At 56.6% G+C, this 15,251-nt stretch carries 14 protein-coding genes; 8 read left to right on the top strand and 6 right to left on the bottom strand.

The features are described 5' to 3' along the window. Window positions 1–65: 65 nt before the first annotated feature. Window positions 66–443, bottom strand: coding sequence for a winged helix-turn-helix transcriptional regulator (locus AC2FNU_RS11170; RefSeq protein ID WP_496788120.1), 378 nt, complete (start codon window positions 441–443; stop codon window positions 66–68). Between the two features lie 180 nt (window positions 444–623). Here AC2FNU_RS11170 and AC2FNU_RS11165 point away from each other — a divergent pair, with 180 nt between their 5' ends. Continuing rightward, complete coding sequence (locus AC2FNU_RS11165) at window positions 624–1,394, top strand: nuclear transport factor 2 family protein (RefSeq protein WP_496788119.1); 771 nt, start codon at window positions 624–626, stop codon at window positions 1,392–1,394. Between the two features lie 60 nt (window positions 1,395–1,454). Here the strand turns inward: AC2FNU_RS11165 and AC2FNU_RS11160 are convergent, their stop codons facing one another. Then, window positions 1,455–3,056 carry a BCCT family transporter gene (locus tag AC2FNU_RS11160; protein ID WP_496788118.1) on the bottom strand — a complete coding sequence of 534 codons (1,602 nt, stop codon included), beginning with the start codon at window positions 3,054–3,056 and terminating at the stop codon, window positions 1,455–1,457. Between the two features lie 482 nt (window positions 3,057–3,538). Between AC2FNU_RS11160 and pnp the strand changes: the two genes are divergently transcribed. After that, a complete protein-coding gene (gene pnp / locus AC2FNU_RS11155) occupies window positions 3,539–5,686 on the top strand; it encodes a polyribonucleotide nucleotidyltransferase (RefSeq protein WP_496788117.1) in 2,148 nt (715 codons plus the stop codon). A 172-nt stretch (window positions 5,687–5,858) separates the two neighbouring features. Beyond that, the gene (locus tag AC2FNU_RS11150) at window positions 5,859–6,863 is read left to right on the top strand and encodes a Hint domain-containing protein (protein ID WP_496788116.1); all 1,005 of its coding nucleotides are present in this window, start codon (window positions 5,859–5,861) and stop codon (window positions 6,861–6,863) included. Between the two features lie 6 nt (window positions 6,864–6,869). On the opposite strand, the gene AC2FNU_RS11145 is transcribed toward AC2FNU_RS11150, so the two are convergent. Beyond that, window positions 6,870–7,505, bottom strand: coding sequence for a DUF1326 domain-containing protein (locus AC2FNU_RS11145; RefSeq protein WP_496788115.1), 636 nt, complete (start codon window positions 7,503–7,505; stop codon window positions 6,870–6,872). Window positions 7,506–7,761: 256 nt separating this feature from the next. Between AC2FNU_RS11145 and AC2FNU_RS11140 the strand changes: the two genes are divergently transcribed. Continuing rightward, complete coding sequence (locus AC2FNU_RS11140; RefSeq protein ID WP_496788114.1) at window positions 7,762–8,451, top strand: outer membrane protein; 690 nt, start codon at window positions 7,762–7,764, stop codon at window positions 8,449–8,451. A 218-nt stretch (window positions 8,452–8,669) separates the two neighbouring features. Here AC2FNU_RS11140 and AC2FNU_RS11135 read toward each other — a convergent pair whose 3' ends face one another. Then, entirely contained in the window at window positions 8,670–9,320 is a 651-nt protein-coding gene (locus tag AC2FNU_RS11135; RefSeq protein ID WP_039543105.1) for a peroxiredoxin, read from the bottom strand. A gap of 214 nt (window positions 9,321–9,534) precedes the next feature. On the opposite strand from AC2FNU_RS11135, the gene AC2FNU_RS11130 reads away from it, so the two are divergent. Next, window positions 9,535–10,974: an aldehyde dehydrogenase family protein gene (locus AC2FNU_RS11130; RefSeq protein WP_496788122.1), complete on the top strand. Its 1,440-nt coding sequence runs from the start codon at window positions 9,535–9,537 to the stop codon at window positions 10,972–10,974. A 59-nt stretch (window positions 10,975–11,033) separates the two neighbouring features. Here the strand turns inward: AC2FNU_RS11130 and AC2FNU_RS11125 are convergent, their stop codons facing one another. After that, the gene (locus AC2FNU_RS11125) at window positions 11,034–11,468 is read right to left on the bottom strand and encodes a glyoxalase superfamily protein (RefSeq protein WP_496788113.1); all 435 of its coding nucleotides are present in this window, start codon (window positions 11,466–11,468) and stop codon (window positions 11,034–11,036) included. A gap of 177 nt (window positions 11,469–11,645) precedes the next feature. Continuing rightward, window positions 11,646–12,497, bottom strand: a complete 852-nt coding sequence (locus AC2FNU_RS11120) for a bifunctional helix-turn-helix domain-containing protein/methylated-DNA--[protein]-cysteine S-methyltransferase (RefSeq protein ID WP_496788112.1) — start codon at window positions 12,495–12,497, stop codon at window positions 11,646–11,648. 139 nt (window positions 12,498–12,636) lie between these two features. On the opposite strand from AC2FNU_RS11120, the gene AC2FNU_RS11115 reads away from it, so the two are divergent. Genes AC2FNU_RS11115 through AC2FNU_RS11105 form a run of 3 tightly spaced genes read left to right on the top strand, consistent with a single transcriptional unit; the run spans window position 12,637 to window position 15,212 of the window. After that, window positions 12,637–13,524 carry a serine hydrolase domain-containing protein gene (locus AC2FNU_RS11115; RefSeq protein ID WP_496788111.1) on the top strand — a complete coding sequence of 296 codons (888 nt, stop codon included), beginning with the start codon at window positions 12,637–12,639 and terminating at the stop codon, window positions 13,522–13,524. 57 nt (window positions 13,525–13,581) lie between these two features. Further along, entirely contained in the window at window positions 13,582–14,226 is a 645-nt protein-coding gene (gene nth, locus AC2FNU_RS11110) for an endonuclease III (RefSeq protein ID WP_496788110.1), read from the top strand. After that, a complete protein-coding gene (locus tag AC2FNU_RS11105; protein ID WP_496788109.1) occupies window positions 14,223–15,212 on the top strand; it encodes an adenosine kinase in 990 nt (329 codons plus the stop codon). The genes nth and AC2FNU_RS11105 overlap by 4 nt, the downstream gene beginning before the upstream one ends. Window positions 15,213–15,251 lie beyond the last annotated feature (39 nt).

Here is a 15,251-nt window from a genome sequence, read left to right as displayed (position 1 = left end):
TCAAATGCCCGCCACTTTGGCGGGCGTTTTTTTGCGCGGGTCAATCAGTTAGGATTCAGGTGCGCTCAATCAGGATGGTCGCGCTCATATTCCATGCGTGCGCTTTTGACCTGATCCATTTGTTCGTGTGACCAATAGACAAGCGGCTTGAGCAGCTCCAACAGATCTCGGCCTAAAGGTGTCAGCGCATAAGAAACCGCAACAGGCGGGCCGGGATCGACAGTGCGGGTCAGATACCCATCGCGTTGAAGCCCTCTCAGGTTTTCTGTCAGCACACGTTGCGTCACGTCGCCGATGCAGCGTTTGAGCTCTCCGAAACGTTTCGGCTCATCCTCAAGCGCCAGAATGATGATCATCCGCCATTTGCCAGTGACGTTGGACAGAACCGAACGGATCGAACAGTTAGATGCTTCGGCCTTGCTGTTGACGCCAATGGGGAGCATGAGAACCTCTGGTGCGGTTTGGTTACCTAAAGCAATAATAGAACTTAAACCATCGTGCACAAGCCTATGTTTTAAAAAAGGTATCCTGAAAGTAACCTCGTGACTTAATAGTGCGTAATTGAAATGTGGTGCAGTTTTAATACTTACTATCAGCACGACACGAATCATCAGGAATTGACCATGACCCCCAAAGAGCTTGTCCTCGCACTGTTCTCAGCCGCCTTTATCGATCACGACCCTGAAGCCGCGCGCCAGATGGTAAGCGCCGACTATATCCAGCACAATCCACAGGTCCCGACCGGAGCCGAAGGGCTGATGGGCCTGATCCCGTTGGTCGGACAATCCGGCATGACTGCTACAACACACCGTGTGCTTGCTGAAGGCGACATGGTTGTGTTGCATAATACTTATGACAATGCCGACGCGTTTGGCGCGTCCTCGCTTGCGGCCTTTGATGTCTTCCGCGTGGAAGATGGAAAGGTTGTCGAACACTGGGACAACCTGCAGCCCATTCCAGAAACAAGAGTATCAGGCCGTGGCATGACGGACGGGCCGGTTGAAATTACCGACCTCGACAAAACCCAAGAAAACAAGGCATTGGTGCTGGGCTTTGTGCGTGATGTGCTGGGCGGTGCCGCACCGGAGAACGTCACGAACTATATGGACCCAGAGGTTTACATGCAGCATAACCCTTCGATTGACGATGGTCTGTCGGGCCTGATGGCGGCAATCGAAGCCTTTGCCGCGCAAGGCATGGTAATTACCAAATTCGAACCTCAATTTGCCGTGGCCGAGGGCAACTTCGTCTTTGTGGCCACCGACGCCATTATGGGCGGCGAGCCATGGGCGTTCTTCGATCTGTGGCGGGTTGAGGACGGCAAGATCGTTGAGCATTGGGATGTCGTTTCCCCAATTCCGTCCGAAATGGCACATGACAACGGCAAGTTCTGATACCGGTTCAAAAAAACGCCCACCGGAAGGTGGGCGTTTTCATTTCATACGCGGTTTGACTTACATCTTCGCCCGTTCCGATTTCAGTGCCAGCCACAAGCAGTAGCACATCATCAGAACCACCAGCGTAAACGGAATCCCCGTTGACACCGCTGCGCCTTGCAGGGCGGACAGGCCGCCTCCGAGCAACAAGGCGATAGCCACCAAACCTTCAAGCGTGCACCAGAACACGCGCTGTACAACTGGCGCATCCATCTTGCCACCTGCGGTGATGGTGTCGATCACCAGCGAACCGGAGTCAGACGAGGTGACAAAGAAGATCACGATCAGAACCAAAGCAATCGGAGCCACGATGCTGTAGAGCGGCAGCTCTTTCAGGAAGCCGAACAGCGCGCCTTCGGGGGCATAGCTGTCGATCACCGTGGCGCGGACACCTTCGGCGCCACCTGCGTTCAGCATGTCAATAGCGGCACCGCCAAAGGTCGACATCCACAGGGCGCAAACCGCCGTCGGGGCCAGCAACGCGCAGATCACGAACTCTCGCACCGTGCGACCTTTCGAGATGCGAGCAATAAACATGCCCACAAAAGGCGACCACGCGATCCACCACGCCCAGTAGAAGGTCGTCCAACCGTGGAAATAGCTGGTGTCTTCTCGCCCAAACGGGTTGGACAGCGCCGGAAGGTGGGTCACGTAATCCACCATCACGTTGAAGTACCGCGCGATGGCTGTGCCAACACCTGTAACTGCAATGACAAAGACGAACAGACCAACGGCCATGATCATGTTGATCTCACTCAGCCGTTTGACGCCAGCATCCATGCCCAGTAGGACCGATCCCAACGCAATCAGCGTGATGCCGATGATCAGCAGCACCACAACCGTGGGGCTGGGTTCGATGCCAAACACCTCATACAATCCGGCTGCAACCTGTTGCGCGCCCAGTCCAAGCGATGTTGTCAGACCGAACAATGTGGCGAACACCGCAAGCGTGTCGATGATATGGCCCCACCAGCCCCAAACACGCTCGCCCAAAATCGGATAAAAGGCCGAACGCAGGGTCAGTGGCAGATTCAGGTTATAGGCAAAAATCGCAAGGCTCAGACCTACGGCGGCATAGACCGCCCAGCCTTCCAGGCCCCAATGGTGAATGGTGCCAACGATACCGATATATTCATTGCCCGGAACCGCAATATCAATGCCCAGGGGTCGTGCGTTCCCGCCTTCGGCAAAGTTGTAGTAGACCGGCTCCATAACGCCAAAGAACAGCAGACCGATACCAATACCGGCGGCGAACATCATCGCGATCCATCCGGCATAGGAATAGTCAGGCTTGGCATCCTTGCCGCCTATGCGCACGCTGCCAACAGGCAAAACGATCAACACGAGACAGAACAGGGTGATTGCATTGACGGACATGACCAGGAACCAGTCAAAGGTGCTGGTCAGCCAAGGTCGAAGCCATCCGAAAAATGCTGCGGCAGCTTCTTGATTGGCCAACGCGATCAGAACGAACGCAAAGATCAATATACTCGAGATCAGAAAGACCGGGTTGTGAATATCCAGACCAAATGGCCGGACATTGTCCTGACCCAGTTCGTATTCCGTTTCGAAGTCGTAAATCCGGGGATCCGGATCCAGCATCTTCTTTGTTTGTGCCATTCGATTGCCCTTCTGTTCGCTAACTGCAAACGCCAAGGTATTCGGTCGGCGGACGGTTATGAGATAGTTACCCCCTTGGCGCGTTTCCGTCATCTCGACCGTGGGCTCATTCGTAAAAGCTTAAACTGACTTCATATTTTTGCAAAATGCATTCAACTTTAACTATGTGATCACCCTGTGCGGACCTCAGTCTTGGCTGATGTTACTGCCGTGAAACGCTCGGTCTCGCTGTGGGTGAATTCATCTCCAAACAAAGACCAAGCACCCGAAAGGAACGCTTTGGCCTGTCTCAGCATTATCCGGCCACCGGATGCGGTTTCTCTTTCCTTCCAACGCATTCTCATGTATGCGCGCGGTATCTGAGACGTTGTGCCCTGACCTCGGCACTCGAATGGAAGATAAAGTGGGGTCGGCGGCAATGGGGCCGCCATGCAAAACCGGAGACCCGCAGGGGCGGGAGTGCTCCGTTCTAGGATACGCATATGTTTGATGTAACGAAGAAATCTATGCAGTGGGGCGAAGAGACGCTGACACTGGAAACCGGCAAGGTTGCGCGTCAGGCCGACGGCACCGTGATTGCCACGCTGGGCGAAACCAGCGTTATGGCCAACGTGACTTTTGCAAAGCAACAAAAACCCGGTCAGGACTTTTTTCCTCTGACCGTACACTACCAAGAGAAATACTATGCCGCCGGTAAGGTTCCGGGTGGCTTCTTCAAGCGCGAGGCGCGCCCGACCGAGAAAGAGACGCTGACCGCGCGTCTGATCGACCGTCCGATCCGCCCGCTGTTCGTTGACGGCTTCAAAAACGAAGTTCTGGTGATGTGCACCGTGTTGAGCCACGATCTGGTCAACGACCCTGATATCGTTGCGATGATCGCGGCATCGGCTGCCCTGACCATTTCCGGCGCGCCGTTCATGGGTCCGATCGCTGGTGCCCGTGTAGGTTTCGTGGATGGCGAATACGTCCTGAACCCGACTGTGGACGACATGCAGGACCTGCGCCTGAACCCCGAACAGCGTCTGGATCTGGTTGTGGCCGGTACCAAAGACGCCGTGATGATGGTGGAATCGGAAGCTTACGAGCTGTCCGAAGCCGAGATGTTGGGTGCCGTGACCTTTGCGCATGAGCAAATCCAACCGGTCATCGACCTGATCATTTCGCTGGCCGAAGAAGCCGCGAAAGAGCCGTTTGAGTTCGTCGCCCCCGATTACTCGGACCTCTACGCCGCTGTTTCCGCTGCCGGTGAAGAGCAGATGCGCGCCGCCTTCGCGATCACCGACAAGCAAGAGCGCACCGCCGCTGTTGCCGCGGCCCGTGAAACGATCAAGGAAGCACTGACCGAGGAACAGCTGGAAGACGCCAATCTTGGATCGGCGATGAAAAAGCTGGAAGCAGGCATCCTGCGTGGCGACGTTGTCAAAGGCGGTAAGCGCATCGACGGTCGTTCGACCACAGATGTGCGTGCCATCGAAGCCGAAACATCGCTGCTGCCTCGTACGCATGGGTCCGCTCTGTTCACCCGTGGTGAAACACAGGCGCTGGCTGTGACCACGTTGGGCACCGGCGACGACGAACAGTTCATCGATGCGCTGCACGGCAACTTCAAATCGAACTTCCTGCTGCACTACAACTTCCCTCCGTATTCGGTGGGTGAAGTGGGCCGCGTGGGCTCGCCCGGTCGTCGTGAGATTGGCCACGGCAAGCTGGCATGGCGCGCGCTGCAGGCGGTTCTGCCTGCGCCGACTGATTTCCCCTACACCGTTCGTGTGGTATCGGAGATCACGGAATCCAACGGCTCGTCCTCGATGGCCTCTGTATGCGGCGGTTCGCTGTCGATGATGGATGCGGGTGTTCCGCTGAAAGCACCGGTTGCCGGTGTGGCCATGGGTCTGATCCTGGAAGATGACGGTGACTACGCTGTTCTGACCGACATTCTGGGTGACGAAGACCACCTAGGCGACATGGACTTCAAAGTGGCGGGTACCGAAAACGGCATCACCTCGCTGCAGATGGACATCAAGGTCGCAGGCATCACGCCGCAGATTATGGAAACCGCTCTGGCACAGGCCAAAGAAGGCCGGATGCACATTCTGGGTGAAATGAGCAAAGCACTGTCCGAGACCAACGAATTCTCGGTCCACGCTCCGCGCATCGAAACCATGAACATCCCGACCGACAAGATCCGCGAAGTGATCGGCTCGGGCGGTAAGGTCATCCGCGAAATCGTCGAGGTTTCGGGTGCCAAGGTCGACATCAACGACGACGGCGTGATCAAGATCGCCTCGCCGGATGGTGAATCGATCCAGAAGGCATATGACATGATCTATTCGATCGTGGCCGAGCCGGAAGAAGGTCAGATCTACACCGGTAAAGTGGTCAAGATCGTCGACTTCGGTGCCTTCGTGAACTTCTTTGGCAAGCGCGACGGTCTGGTCCACGTGTCCCAGATCGAAAACCGCCGCCTGAACCATCCGTCGGATGTTCTGAAGGAAGGTCAGGACGTTAAGGTCAAACTGCTGGGCTTTGACGATCGCGGCAAGGTCCGCCTGTCGATGAAAGTCGTCGATCAGGAAACCGGCGAAGAGATCGTTCCCGAAAAGAAAGAAAAGAAAGAAGACGCAGAGTAATCTGCCCTTTCGTCCAACACAGAAGGCCCCGGCATTGTCTGGGGTCTTTTTTTGCGGGATACGCAGCGCAACCCGAACTTTGTGAACAGGGTAAATCAACCGTTAACGGTTCTTAAACGTATTAGCACAACCTTAAGGCTGGAATTTGCAATTTCAGGGATGCTGTGCGGCCGTGGCCTCGATCACCGTTTACGAAATCAGTGCGGACCCGTTTAGCTCCCGCAACGTCGATATCACGGCAGCGTACTCCGTCGACGTCACTGACAATGACGCTTTCCTGCAGGACCCGGACCCCGACAGTGCTCAGTTGGATCTTTCCGGGCTGCCCGGGATTTCTGCATCGTCTAAGGACTTCAACACATTCGAGACATATACAGGTACGATCAATGGCGCACCGGTCCGTTTCACCCTGATCCAGTTCTCGAACCCGCGTTACATCATCGTCACCTCAGGTCAGGCCGCCCTGAATGACACCATCGAAAATACCAGCTTTGGCGGTAACGCCGCTGCTACCCCGTATCAAAGCCTGCCCTCTTTCGTGTGCTTCACCACGGGGTCGCTGATCCTGACACCGACGGGTCAGCGTCGGGTGGAAAATCTGGCGCCCGGAGATCCGGTCATAACCGCAGACGGGCGGGTTCGCCCGGTACGCTGGATCGGTCGGCGGAATCTGACGACGCAAGAGCTGCGCTCTTCTCCGCATCTGTGCCCTGTACGCTTCAAGGCAGGCTGCTTCGGTCCGAACAGCCCCACGCGCGACCTGCTGGTGTCGCCGCAACATCGGGTCGCTGTGACCTCAGCGATGATGGAACTGATGCATGGCGAGACCGTGATGCTGGCCCCGGCGAAGGCGTTGATCAACGGGCAAAGCATTGTGCAGGACCCGCCCACGCTGGGGATCGAATACGTTCACATCCTATTGGATCAGCATGAGCTGCTGAATGTCGAAGGAATCTGGTCCGAATCCTTTTATCCCGGCGACACCACCCTAAGCGCGATGGCACCCGCCACCCGGCGCAGATTGTTCGACCTGTTCCCTGACCTGTCCTGCGGCGCGCATGGTTACGGATCAACAGTGCTGCCGGTCCTTAAACCTTTCGAAGCCGAACTGCTGAAAGCAGACCTGATGGTTCCAAATTGGCGGGTTTATCCAAATACGCATCAGAAGGCCGCCTGACGCAGTTCAGTGCGCAACACCGCCCGGCCCGTGTTTCAAAACGTGCCATTGGCCATAGCTGTCTTTCAAATCCAGCTTGATCGCTGCGTCAGCGCGCGTTGTGGCGCTGCCGATCTCGGCCATCGAGAACTCGATACCGCCAGGAATATCGATACGTACGCGATGCGGTCCCCCGCCATGAGGAGCTTCAATCGGGCGACCTGTCGAGTTCAAAACATCACCGATGGACACGCGGGCAGTGCGCTCTTCCATGTCCATTTCGAAATCAATCGGCAGGTAAAGCGTGTCATGAACCTTATCGCACATGGCGCGGAACACGTACCAATGCGTCGCCATCTCTTCTGTTTCTTCTCCGTGAAAGACCTTTTCCAGCGCAGCGCGCTGTTCCGGGCTCGCTGCAGGATCAACGATGACCTGCATTTCTCCGCCGCCTTCGAAAATCGGCCCCGGCCAGGCGTAGATCAGCGCCGCCTTGGCGCCACTGAGATCAATGTCGCCGAAATACCCTGTGCCAATCTCAAGCACTTCGAAGCCCCGGCAATTTCCGTGGGTGGGCAGTTCTTCGAATTGGCAGGGGCAGGAATAACCGCAATTGCAGTTTCCGAAACTATCTCCTTCAACGTACCAATCTGTAAAAGCCATGGTTCTCTCCTGTGAAGCACAGTTGGAAACCCGATGGCCTTAACCTGTAGAACAGCCCCCTCCAGCAATACTAGCACGTCTCTACGCAGATCAGAAATTGATGGCCTGACGTTCAGCGACAACAATTCGTACAAACGATTTATTCTATCACATGGCCCCAAATTAGAGTGACCCGATGTGACCGCTCGATCCCTTTCCATGCGCCGTCAGACACACGATCTACGCCGGGAAACGTTTTGGAACAAAGGACATGATCATGGTTAGTCGTTTCATCCTGACCTCCGCCGCCCTGACGCTGGGCGCAACCGCAGCCACCGCGCAGAGCCTGGGTAACGGCACCTATGTTCAGGGCTTTGTCGGTTACAGCCAACTACAAGACAGCGACTTTTCGGGTACGATCGGTGGTTCAACGCAATCGGTCGATACGGGCTTTGATGCCGGTTTCGGTCTGGGTGTGGCCATCGGCAAAGAGATCCCGCAATGGTCCAACGACACGATCGGAACACGGGTCGAACTGGAGCTTTCCTATCGCGACAGTGACGTGGATGGTGTGAATTTTACTGGCAACGGTCCGGGGGCCGAGGGCAATATCTCGGGCGATGTGACACAGACCTCGCTGTTTGCAAATGTACTGTTTGATTTCAAACAGACTGGCGCGCTGACCCCGTTTGCCGGGTTTGGTCTGGGTGCTACCTACTCGGATCTGGATTTTGCTTATGGTCCAGGTGTGGCACTGAATGACAGCGACACCACATTTGCCGCCCAACTGATCGCCGGTGTGGCCTATGACATCAACGCGTCCACCGCATTCACCATCGATGCGCGGTATGCACGGGCCTTTGACGTTTCCTCACAACGCCTGGCCCCGAACGGAGCTTTGACCGGCACCGTGGAAGACGATCTGGAAACATTCAGTGTCAATTTCGGACTACGCTACAACTTCTGATCGCTTTGGGCGTCAGGTTTCTCTCCGGTTTTCTGCCGCCTTCATGCCCTCGCACTTCAGGTGCGGGGGCATCCGAATAACAAATTTTAAGTTGGATGTTCCGTGGATCGCCCTGCCCACAACAGCCGCCTGCTTCATCTGGCCGAAAATACCTTCGGGGGGAATCGTGCCGACAGGCGCGATGGGGGGCAGACAGCCCCCCTGACCCGGCAACCGGATTACGACGGCGCTTTGGTTTTGCGCAGATAAGGGAAGATCGTTTCAAACTCGCCGAACTTGGCTTTGGCATCCTCGTTCGAAACCGTCGGCGGTATAATCACGTCCTCGCCCGGCACCCAGTTAGCCGGAGTTGCAACGCCCTTGGCCGACATTTGCAGCCCGTCCAAAGCACGCAGGATCTCGGCAAAGTTTCGACCCACGGTCATCGGATAGGTCATCGACAGTTTCAGTTGCTTGTCCGGGCCGATGATGAAAACCGAACGCACGGTGGCGCTGTCAGCCGGAGTGCGACCATCGGGCAGATAGGCTTCTGCGGGCAGCATGTCGAAGGCTTTGGACACGGCCAAACCGTCATCGGCGATGATCGGGAAACCGGGGTTGGCCTTGCCGTATTCTTCGATGTCTTTCTTCCACTTCTTGTGGTCTTCGACGCCATCGACCGATACACCGATCACTTTGGTGTTGCGCGCGGCCCATTCGTCATTCAGCTGCGCAACAGCTGAAAATTCAGTGGTGCAAACAGGGGTGAAATCCTTTGGGTGCGAGAACAAAATGGCCCAACTGTCGCCGATCCAGTCGTGAAACTGAACGGTGCCCTGATCCGTTTCTGCTGTGAAATTGGGGACGGTATCGTTGATGCGCAAACCCATGGGGCATCTCCTTTCCTGTTTAAAACCTGAGTCGGTTGCGTGCAACCTAATCACTTTGCGCGCAGGTTAAACCATCCTCGGCACCCAGGGATACGGAATTCGTCGGCGTTAAAGGAAAATAATTTGATCAAATTCACTATTGCCCGTTCTTGGTATGGGTGCCAGAGTATGCGCTGACAACTGGGTTAGTGCTGATCCATCAGGAGGATTCATGATGATTGAAAAGCGGGATTTTTACATCAACGGTCAGTGGGTTTCTCCTTCGTCGCCCAATGAGTTTCAAGTGATCAACCCCTCGACCGAGGAACCCTGTGCAGTGATTTCACTGGGTGATGAAGCCGATACAAATGCGGCCGTTGCGGCGGCCAAAGCCGCGCTGCCCGGCTGGATGGCAACTCCGGTGGAAACCCGCATCGCGCTGGTGGAAAAGCTGGTCGATCTCTATGCGGATCGGTCCGAGGATCTGGCGCAAGCCATGTCACTTGAGATGGGCGCACCGATTGATCTGGCCCGTTCGGCACAGGCGGGCGCGGGCATCTACCACCTGAAAAACTTCGTCCGCGCCGCCAAAGCGTTTGAGTTTGAGCGCCCGTTGGGGGATCACGCACCGAATGATCGCATCATCTATGAGGCCGTAGGCGTTGCTGCATTGATCACGCCTTGGAACTGGCCGATGAACCAGATCACGCTCAAGGTCGGGGCAGCGGCAATCGCGGGCTGCACGATGGTTCTGAAACCGTCAGAACAAAGCCCCCTGAACGCGATGATCTTTGCAGAGATGATGCACGAGGCAGGTTTCCCGCCCGGCGTGTTCAATCTGGTCAACGGTGACGGGGTGGGCGTTGGCTCGCAACTGTCCGGCCATCCAGATGTGGATATGGTCAGCTTTACCGGCTCGACCCGCGCCGGTACCGCGATTTCGAAGAACGCTGCTGAGACGCTCAAGAAGGTGCATCTGGAACTGGGTGGCAAAGGCGCGAATGTGATCTTTGAGGATGCAGATGATAAGGCGGTCAAGCGCGGTGTTTTGCACATGATGCAAAACACGGGCCAAAGCTGCAACGCACCCAGCCGGATGCTGGTGCAGCGCCCGATCTACGACAAAGCCGTGGAAACGGCGACAGAAGTGGCCAACATGGTCAAGGTCGGCCCTGCCACCGAAGAAGGCCGCCATATTGGTCCCGTAGTGAACGAGGTCCAGTGGACCAAGATTCAGGATTTGATTCAGAAAGGCATCGACGAAGGCGCGCGTCTGGTTGCCGGTGGCACTGGGCGGCCCGAGGGGCTGAACAAAGGCTACTATGTCCGCCCCACGGTCTTTGCCGATGCAAACAACCAAATGACCATCGCACGCGAAGAAATCTTCGGTCCGGTTCTGACCATGATCCCCTTCGACACCGAAGAAGAAGCCATCGAGATCGCCAACGACACGCCCTATGGCCTGACCAACTATGTTCAGACGCAAGACGGCGCGCGGGCCAATCGCATGGCAAGGGTCTTACGCTCGGGCATGGTCGAGATGAACGGCCAATCACGCAGCGCGGGCGCTCCGTTCGGGGGCATGAAGCAATCCGGCAACGGGCGTGAAGGTGGTGTTTTCGGTTTGGAAGACTTCCTTGAAGTCAAAGCGGTCGGCGGATGGGCGGCTGAATAAGTTATCCAATGAGTCATTCAATTTAGGCGGGGCAATACAGGTGCCCCGCCCTTAGTGCTTCAAACAGGCCGCACCACAAGCTGAGGCTCTCCGTCAGATGTGTGCCGTAGGGATTGACCATCCCAGCCAATCTCTCCGGTGACGCGCTGTCGATAGGCGGAAAAGCTATCGAACCGCACCACATCGACGGGCGCGTCGAAATGCAGGGTAACACGACGGCGCGCGCCATCGCCCAGCATGGTTATGCCGCGAATTTCCCCGGTATATGCCTGACCCAGGTATCGTCCCTCGACCCGGTCACCTACACGCAAGTGCATCCGATTTCCGGCCATTGCATGCAATGTGTTCCAGTCTCGCACGCCGTGCTGATGGGCCAACAGTTCCAATGCGGCGCTATGCGACAGTGATACACCTGTCGCTTTCAGTTTTTCCCGCAAGCGTTTTGCCTGCTCTTTCAGCTCTTCAACCGGAGCAATGGTTTGGAATCGTGTCATCATGTGCCTCGTTTCCTTGAACGGGCGCGTGTTTAGGACGGGGTTCGCATTACCATCCGCGCGCCGGAAAAGGGCAACAGATGTCTTTCAAACCGGGTTTCACCAAAGCCAAAGGCCGCGAACGGCAGGGGACCCGAACCTGCGGTGCCTTTTGGCAGCGGTCGGGTCATCTGTCAATCAGGCATCGGCCTGCGCTGCTTCATAGGCCAGCATGGCGCGCTTCACCGGCAGACCCCAGTGATAACCACCTAACCCACCCGACTTGCGCAACGCACGGTGACAGGGGATCAACCAACTGACCGGGTTACGCCCAACTGCCGTTCCAACGGCGCGAACGGCTTGTGGTGAACCCACGCGCTGCGCGATCTCGGAATAGGTCGTGACCTGCCCCGACGGGATATGCATCAGCGCTTCCCACACTTTGATCTGCAAAGGCGATCCGATCAGGTAAAGCGGCGTTGGTTCCAGCCGGTCGCTGGCAGCGCCAAAAGCGCTCAGCACCCAAGGGCGCAAACGCATCGGATCCTCGACGAAATCCGCTTTGGGCCAGCGCGAGATCATGTCTTCCATCGCAGCCTCTTCCCCGGTTTCGGCGCCGAAGGCTATGCCACAGATACCTTTGTCGGTGCCCATGACAAGCGCAGGGCCAAAGGGACATTCAAACCAACCCCAATAGATCGTGAGACCTGCACCTTTGCGGGCGTATTCGCCGGGGCTCATGGATTCCCATTTCAGGAACAGATCGTGCAGGCGGCCGCTGCCGGACAGGCCAACGTTATGCGCGGTTTCCAAAGTGGTAAACCGCTCGCGCAGCAGAGCCTTAGCATGGCCCAGCGTCAGGTATTGTTGATACCGTTTCGGCGATACACCGGTCCAACGCGAGAACAGGCGTTGAAAGTGGGCGGGGCTCATATCCATCTGACGGGCCAGCTCATCCAGGCTCAGGCCCTCGCCGCCTTGATCGATCAGGTCGATCGCGCGGCGCATGACGTTGTAGTGGTATCCGCTTTCCGGGGTCTGGACATTCATGTCGCTTACCTCTTGCACTATTTCCCAGACTATACGTCGGCTGTCTATTGGTGAGCGACCCGAAACTTGCGCAACCGTATTTCTTTGAGAATTGAACTGCCATAGGGTCGAACCGCATCCATTCAATCCCTAGCCGAACATGATCCTTTCCGTCGCCATGGACCAAACAGGCCGCGTTCTGTTGGACGAGTGCGGTGAATCCCTTTTTCCGTGGTGGAGCTTCACCAAAACTGCAATCGCAGTTCTTGTCATGCAAGCGTGGGAACGGCAGCAATGCGATCTTGATGCACCGTTCCGAGAGCACCCGTTTTCGCTGCGCCAATTGATGCAGCACCGCGCCGGGCTGAGGGATTATGGGGCGCTGCCGGGCTATGGAGATGCTGTCGCGCAAGGTGCAGATCCCTGGTCTGTCGAGCAGCTGCTGGCAGAAGCAGATTTTCGCAACCTCGCCTACCCGCCCGGAACGAACTGGGTATATTCAAATGTGGGCTACCTGCTTTTACGTCAATTTCTGGAAGAGGTGCACACCGCCAGCCTTGCCGAAATCATGCAGGCCCGCATTTGCCAACCGCTGGCTCTGACTGCACGCGTTGCTCGGACGCGGGGTGATTTCGAACAATTGTATTGGAACGCACACGGCTATCACCCGGACTGGGTTTACCACGGCTGCCTTATGGGCACTGCAACTGATGCCTTGCGCCTGTTACACGCTGTCCTGAATGGCGATCTGTTATCTGCTGCAAGCAAAGATCAGATGCTCAGCCGTTCCATGCAAGGCCCGGCTATTCCGGGACGGGTTTGGAGCGAAACCGGCTATGGGCTTGGTCTGATGATCGGTGCAGCCCATCCCGTGGGCCGCGTTTTCGGGCACACTGGATGCGGCCCGTTTTCGGCAAATTTGATCGCACAGTTTCCAGACACTTGTTCCGGGCTTCTGGTGGCCAGCTTTTGCCCGAAGGGTGACGAGACCCCTGCTGAATTTGAAGCTGTAAAGCTTGCAACCATGCTAGACGAGTCGTGCGCATGACCACATCAAGCGTGTTTTCAATTGCAGCCCGCACAATCCCACGGCATTAAGGCCCGGATGGCTAAACAACTCGACTATCATACGATCCGCGAGATCTTTACGCGCTTTCAGGAAGCCGACCCGGAACCCAAGGGCGAGCTTGAGCATGTGAACGTCTATACGCTGGTCGTGGCGGTCGCGCTTTCGGCGCAGGCAACTGATGCGGGCGTCAACAAAGCCACGCGCGAATTGTTCAAGATCGCCGACACACCGCAAAAGATGCTGGACCTTGGCGAAGAGGGCCTGATCGAACATATCAAGACCATCGGCCTGTTCCGCCAAAAGGCGAAGAATGTCATCAAGTTGAGCCGGATACTGGTTGAGGATTACAGCGGCGAGGTGCCCAATTCCCGCGCCGCGTTGCAATCGTTGCCGGGCGTCGGGCGCAAGACGGCCAATGTGGTTCTGAACATGTGGTGGCGGCAACCTGCACAGGCGGTTGATACGCATATCTTTCGCGTTGGCAACCGAACCGGCATTTGCCCCGGCAAGGACGTGGACGCAGTCGAGCGGGCCATCGAAGACAACATTCCTGCTGACTTTCAACTTCATGCACATCACTGGCTGATCCTGCATGGCCGGTACCATTGTAAGGCACGCAAGCCGCAATGCCCGACCTGCATCATCCGTGATCTCTGTCAATTCGAGGACAAAACCCAATGAAAACTTACCAACTGACCGGCATCGGAAATGCCGTCGTGGACGTGATTTCCCAAGCCGATGACAGTTTCCTGGAACTGATGGGCATCGAGAAAGGCATCATGCAGCTGATCGAGCAGGAGCGCGGTGAGGTTCTCTATGCCTCGATGGAAGGCCGTGTGCAGACGCCGGGCGGCTCGGTCGCCAATACGATTGCGGGTGCCGGAGCCCTTGGACTGGACGCCGCTTTTATCGGGCGCGTGCATGACGACGCGCTGGGCCGCTTTTATGCGGATGCGATGAACGAAGACGGTGTTGATTTTGTGAACCCTCCGGTCCCGGGCGGTGAGCTGCCGACATCGCGTTCAATGATCTTCGTCTCGCCTGATGGCGAGCGGTCGATGAACACCTATCTGGGGATTTCGTCCGAGCTGTCCTCGCAGGACGTCTCGGATGATGTCGCTGGTAACAGCCAGATCATGTTCCTCGAGGGCTATCTGTTCGACAAGGAAAAGGGCAAAGCTGCGTTTCTCGAAGCCGCACGCGCCTGTCACAAGGGTGGTGGCAAGGCCGGTATCGCCATTTCCGACCCGTTCTGCGTGGAACGCCACCGGGTCGATTTTTTGCTGCTGATCGAAAATGAGCTGGATTTCGTGATCGGCAACGAGGCCGAGATCAAATCGCTGTTCGAAACCGACGATCTGGACGAAGCGCTGGCCAAGACCGCTGCAATATGCCCGCTGGTGGTCTGCACCCGTTCAGGCGATGGCGTGACGGTCCTGAATGGTGACAACCGCATTGACGTTCCGGTTGAAAAGGTTGTGCCCGTGGATGCAACAGGTGCGGGTGATCAGTTTGCTGCAGGCTTCCTGTTTGGCATGGCCACTGGTCGTGATTATGAGACCTGCGCAAAGATCGGCAATGTCTGTGCCCGCGAAGTCATCAGCCATATCGGTCCACGCCCCGAGGCAAACATGCAGGACCTTCTGCGCGCCGAAGGGTTGCTCTGACCTAGGATCAGTTCGTTTTCACAAAATGGATTGGGGCGT

It is taken from the genome of Ruegeria sp. BHSB064 (assembly GCF_059613205.1).
The sequence above is the reverse complement of the archived record's forward strand: the minus strand, read 5'-3'. Positions and strand labels throughout refer to the sequence as shown.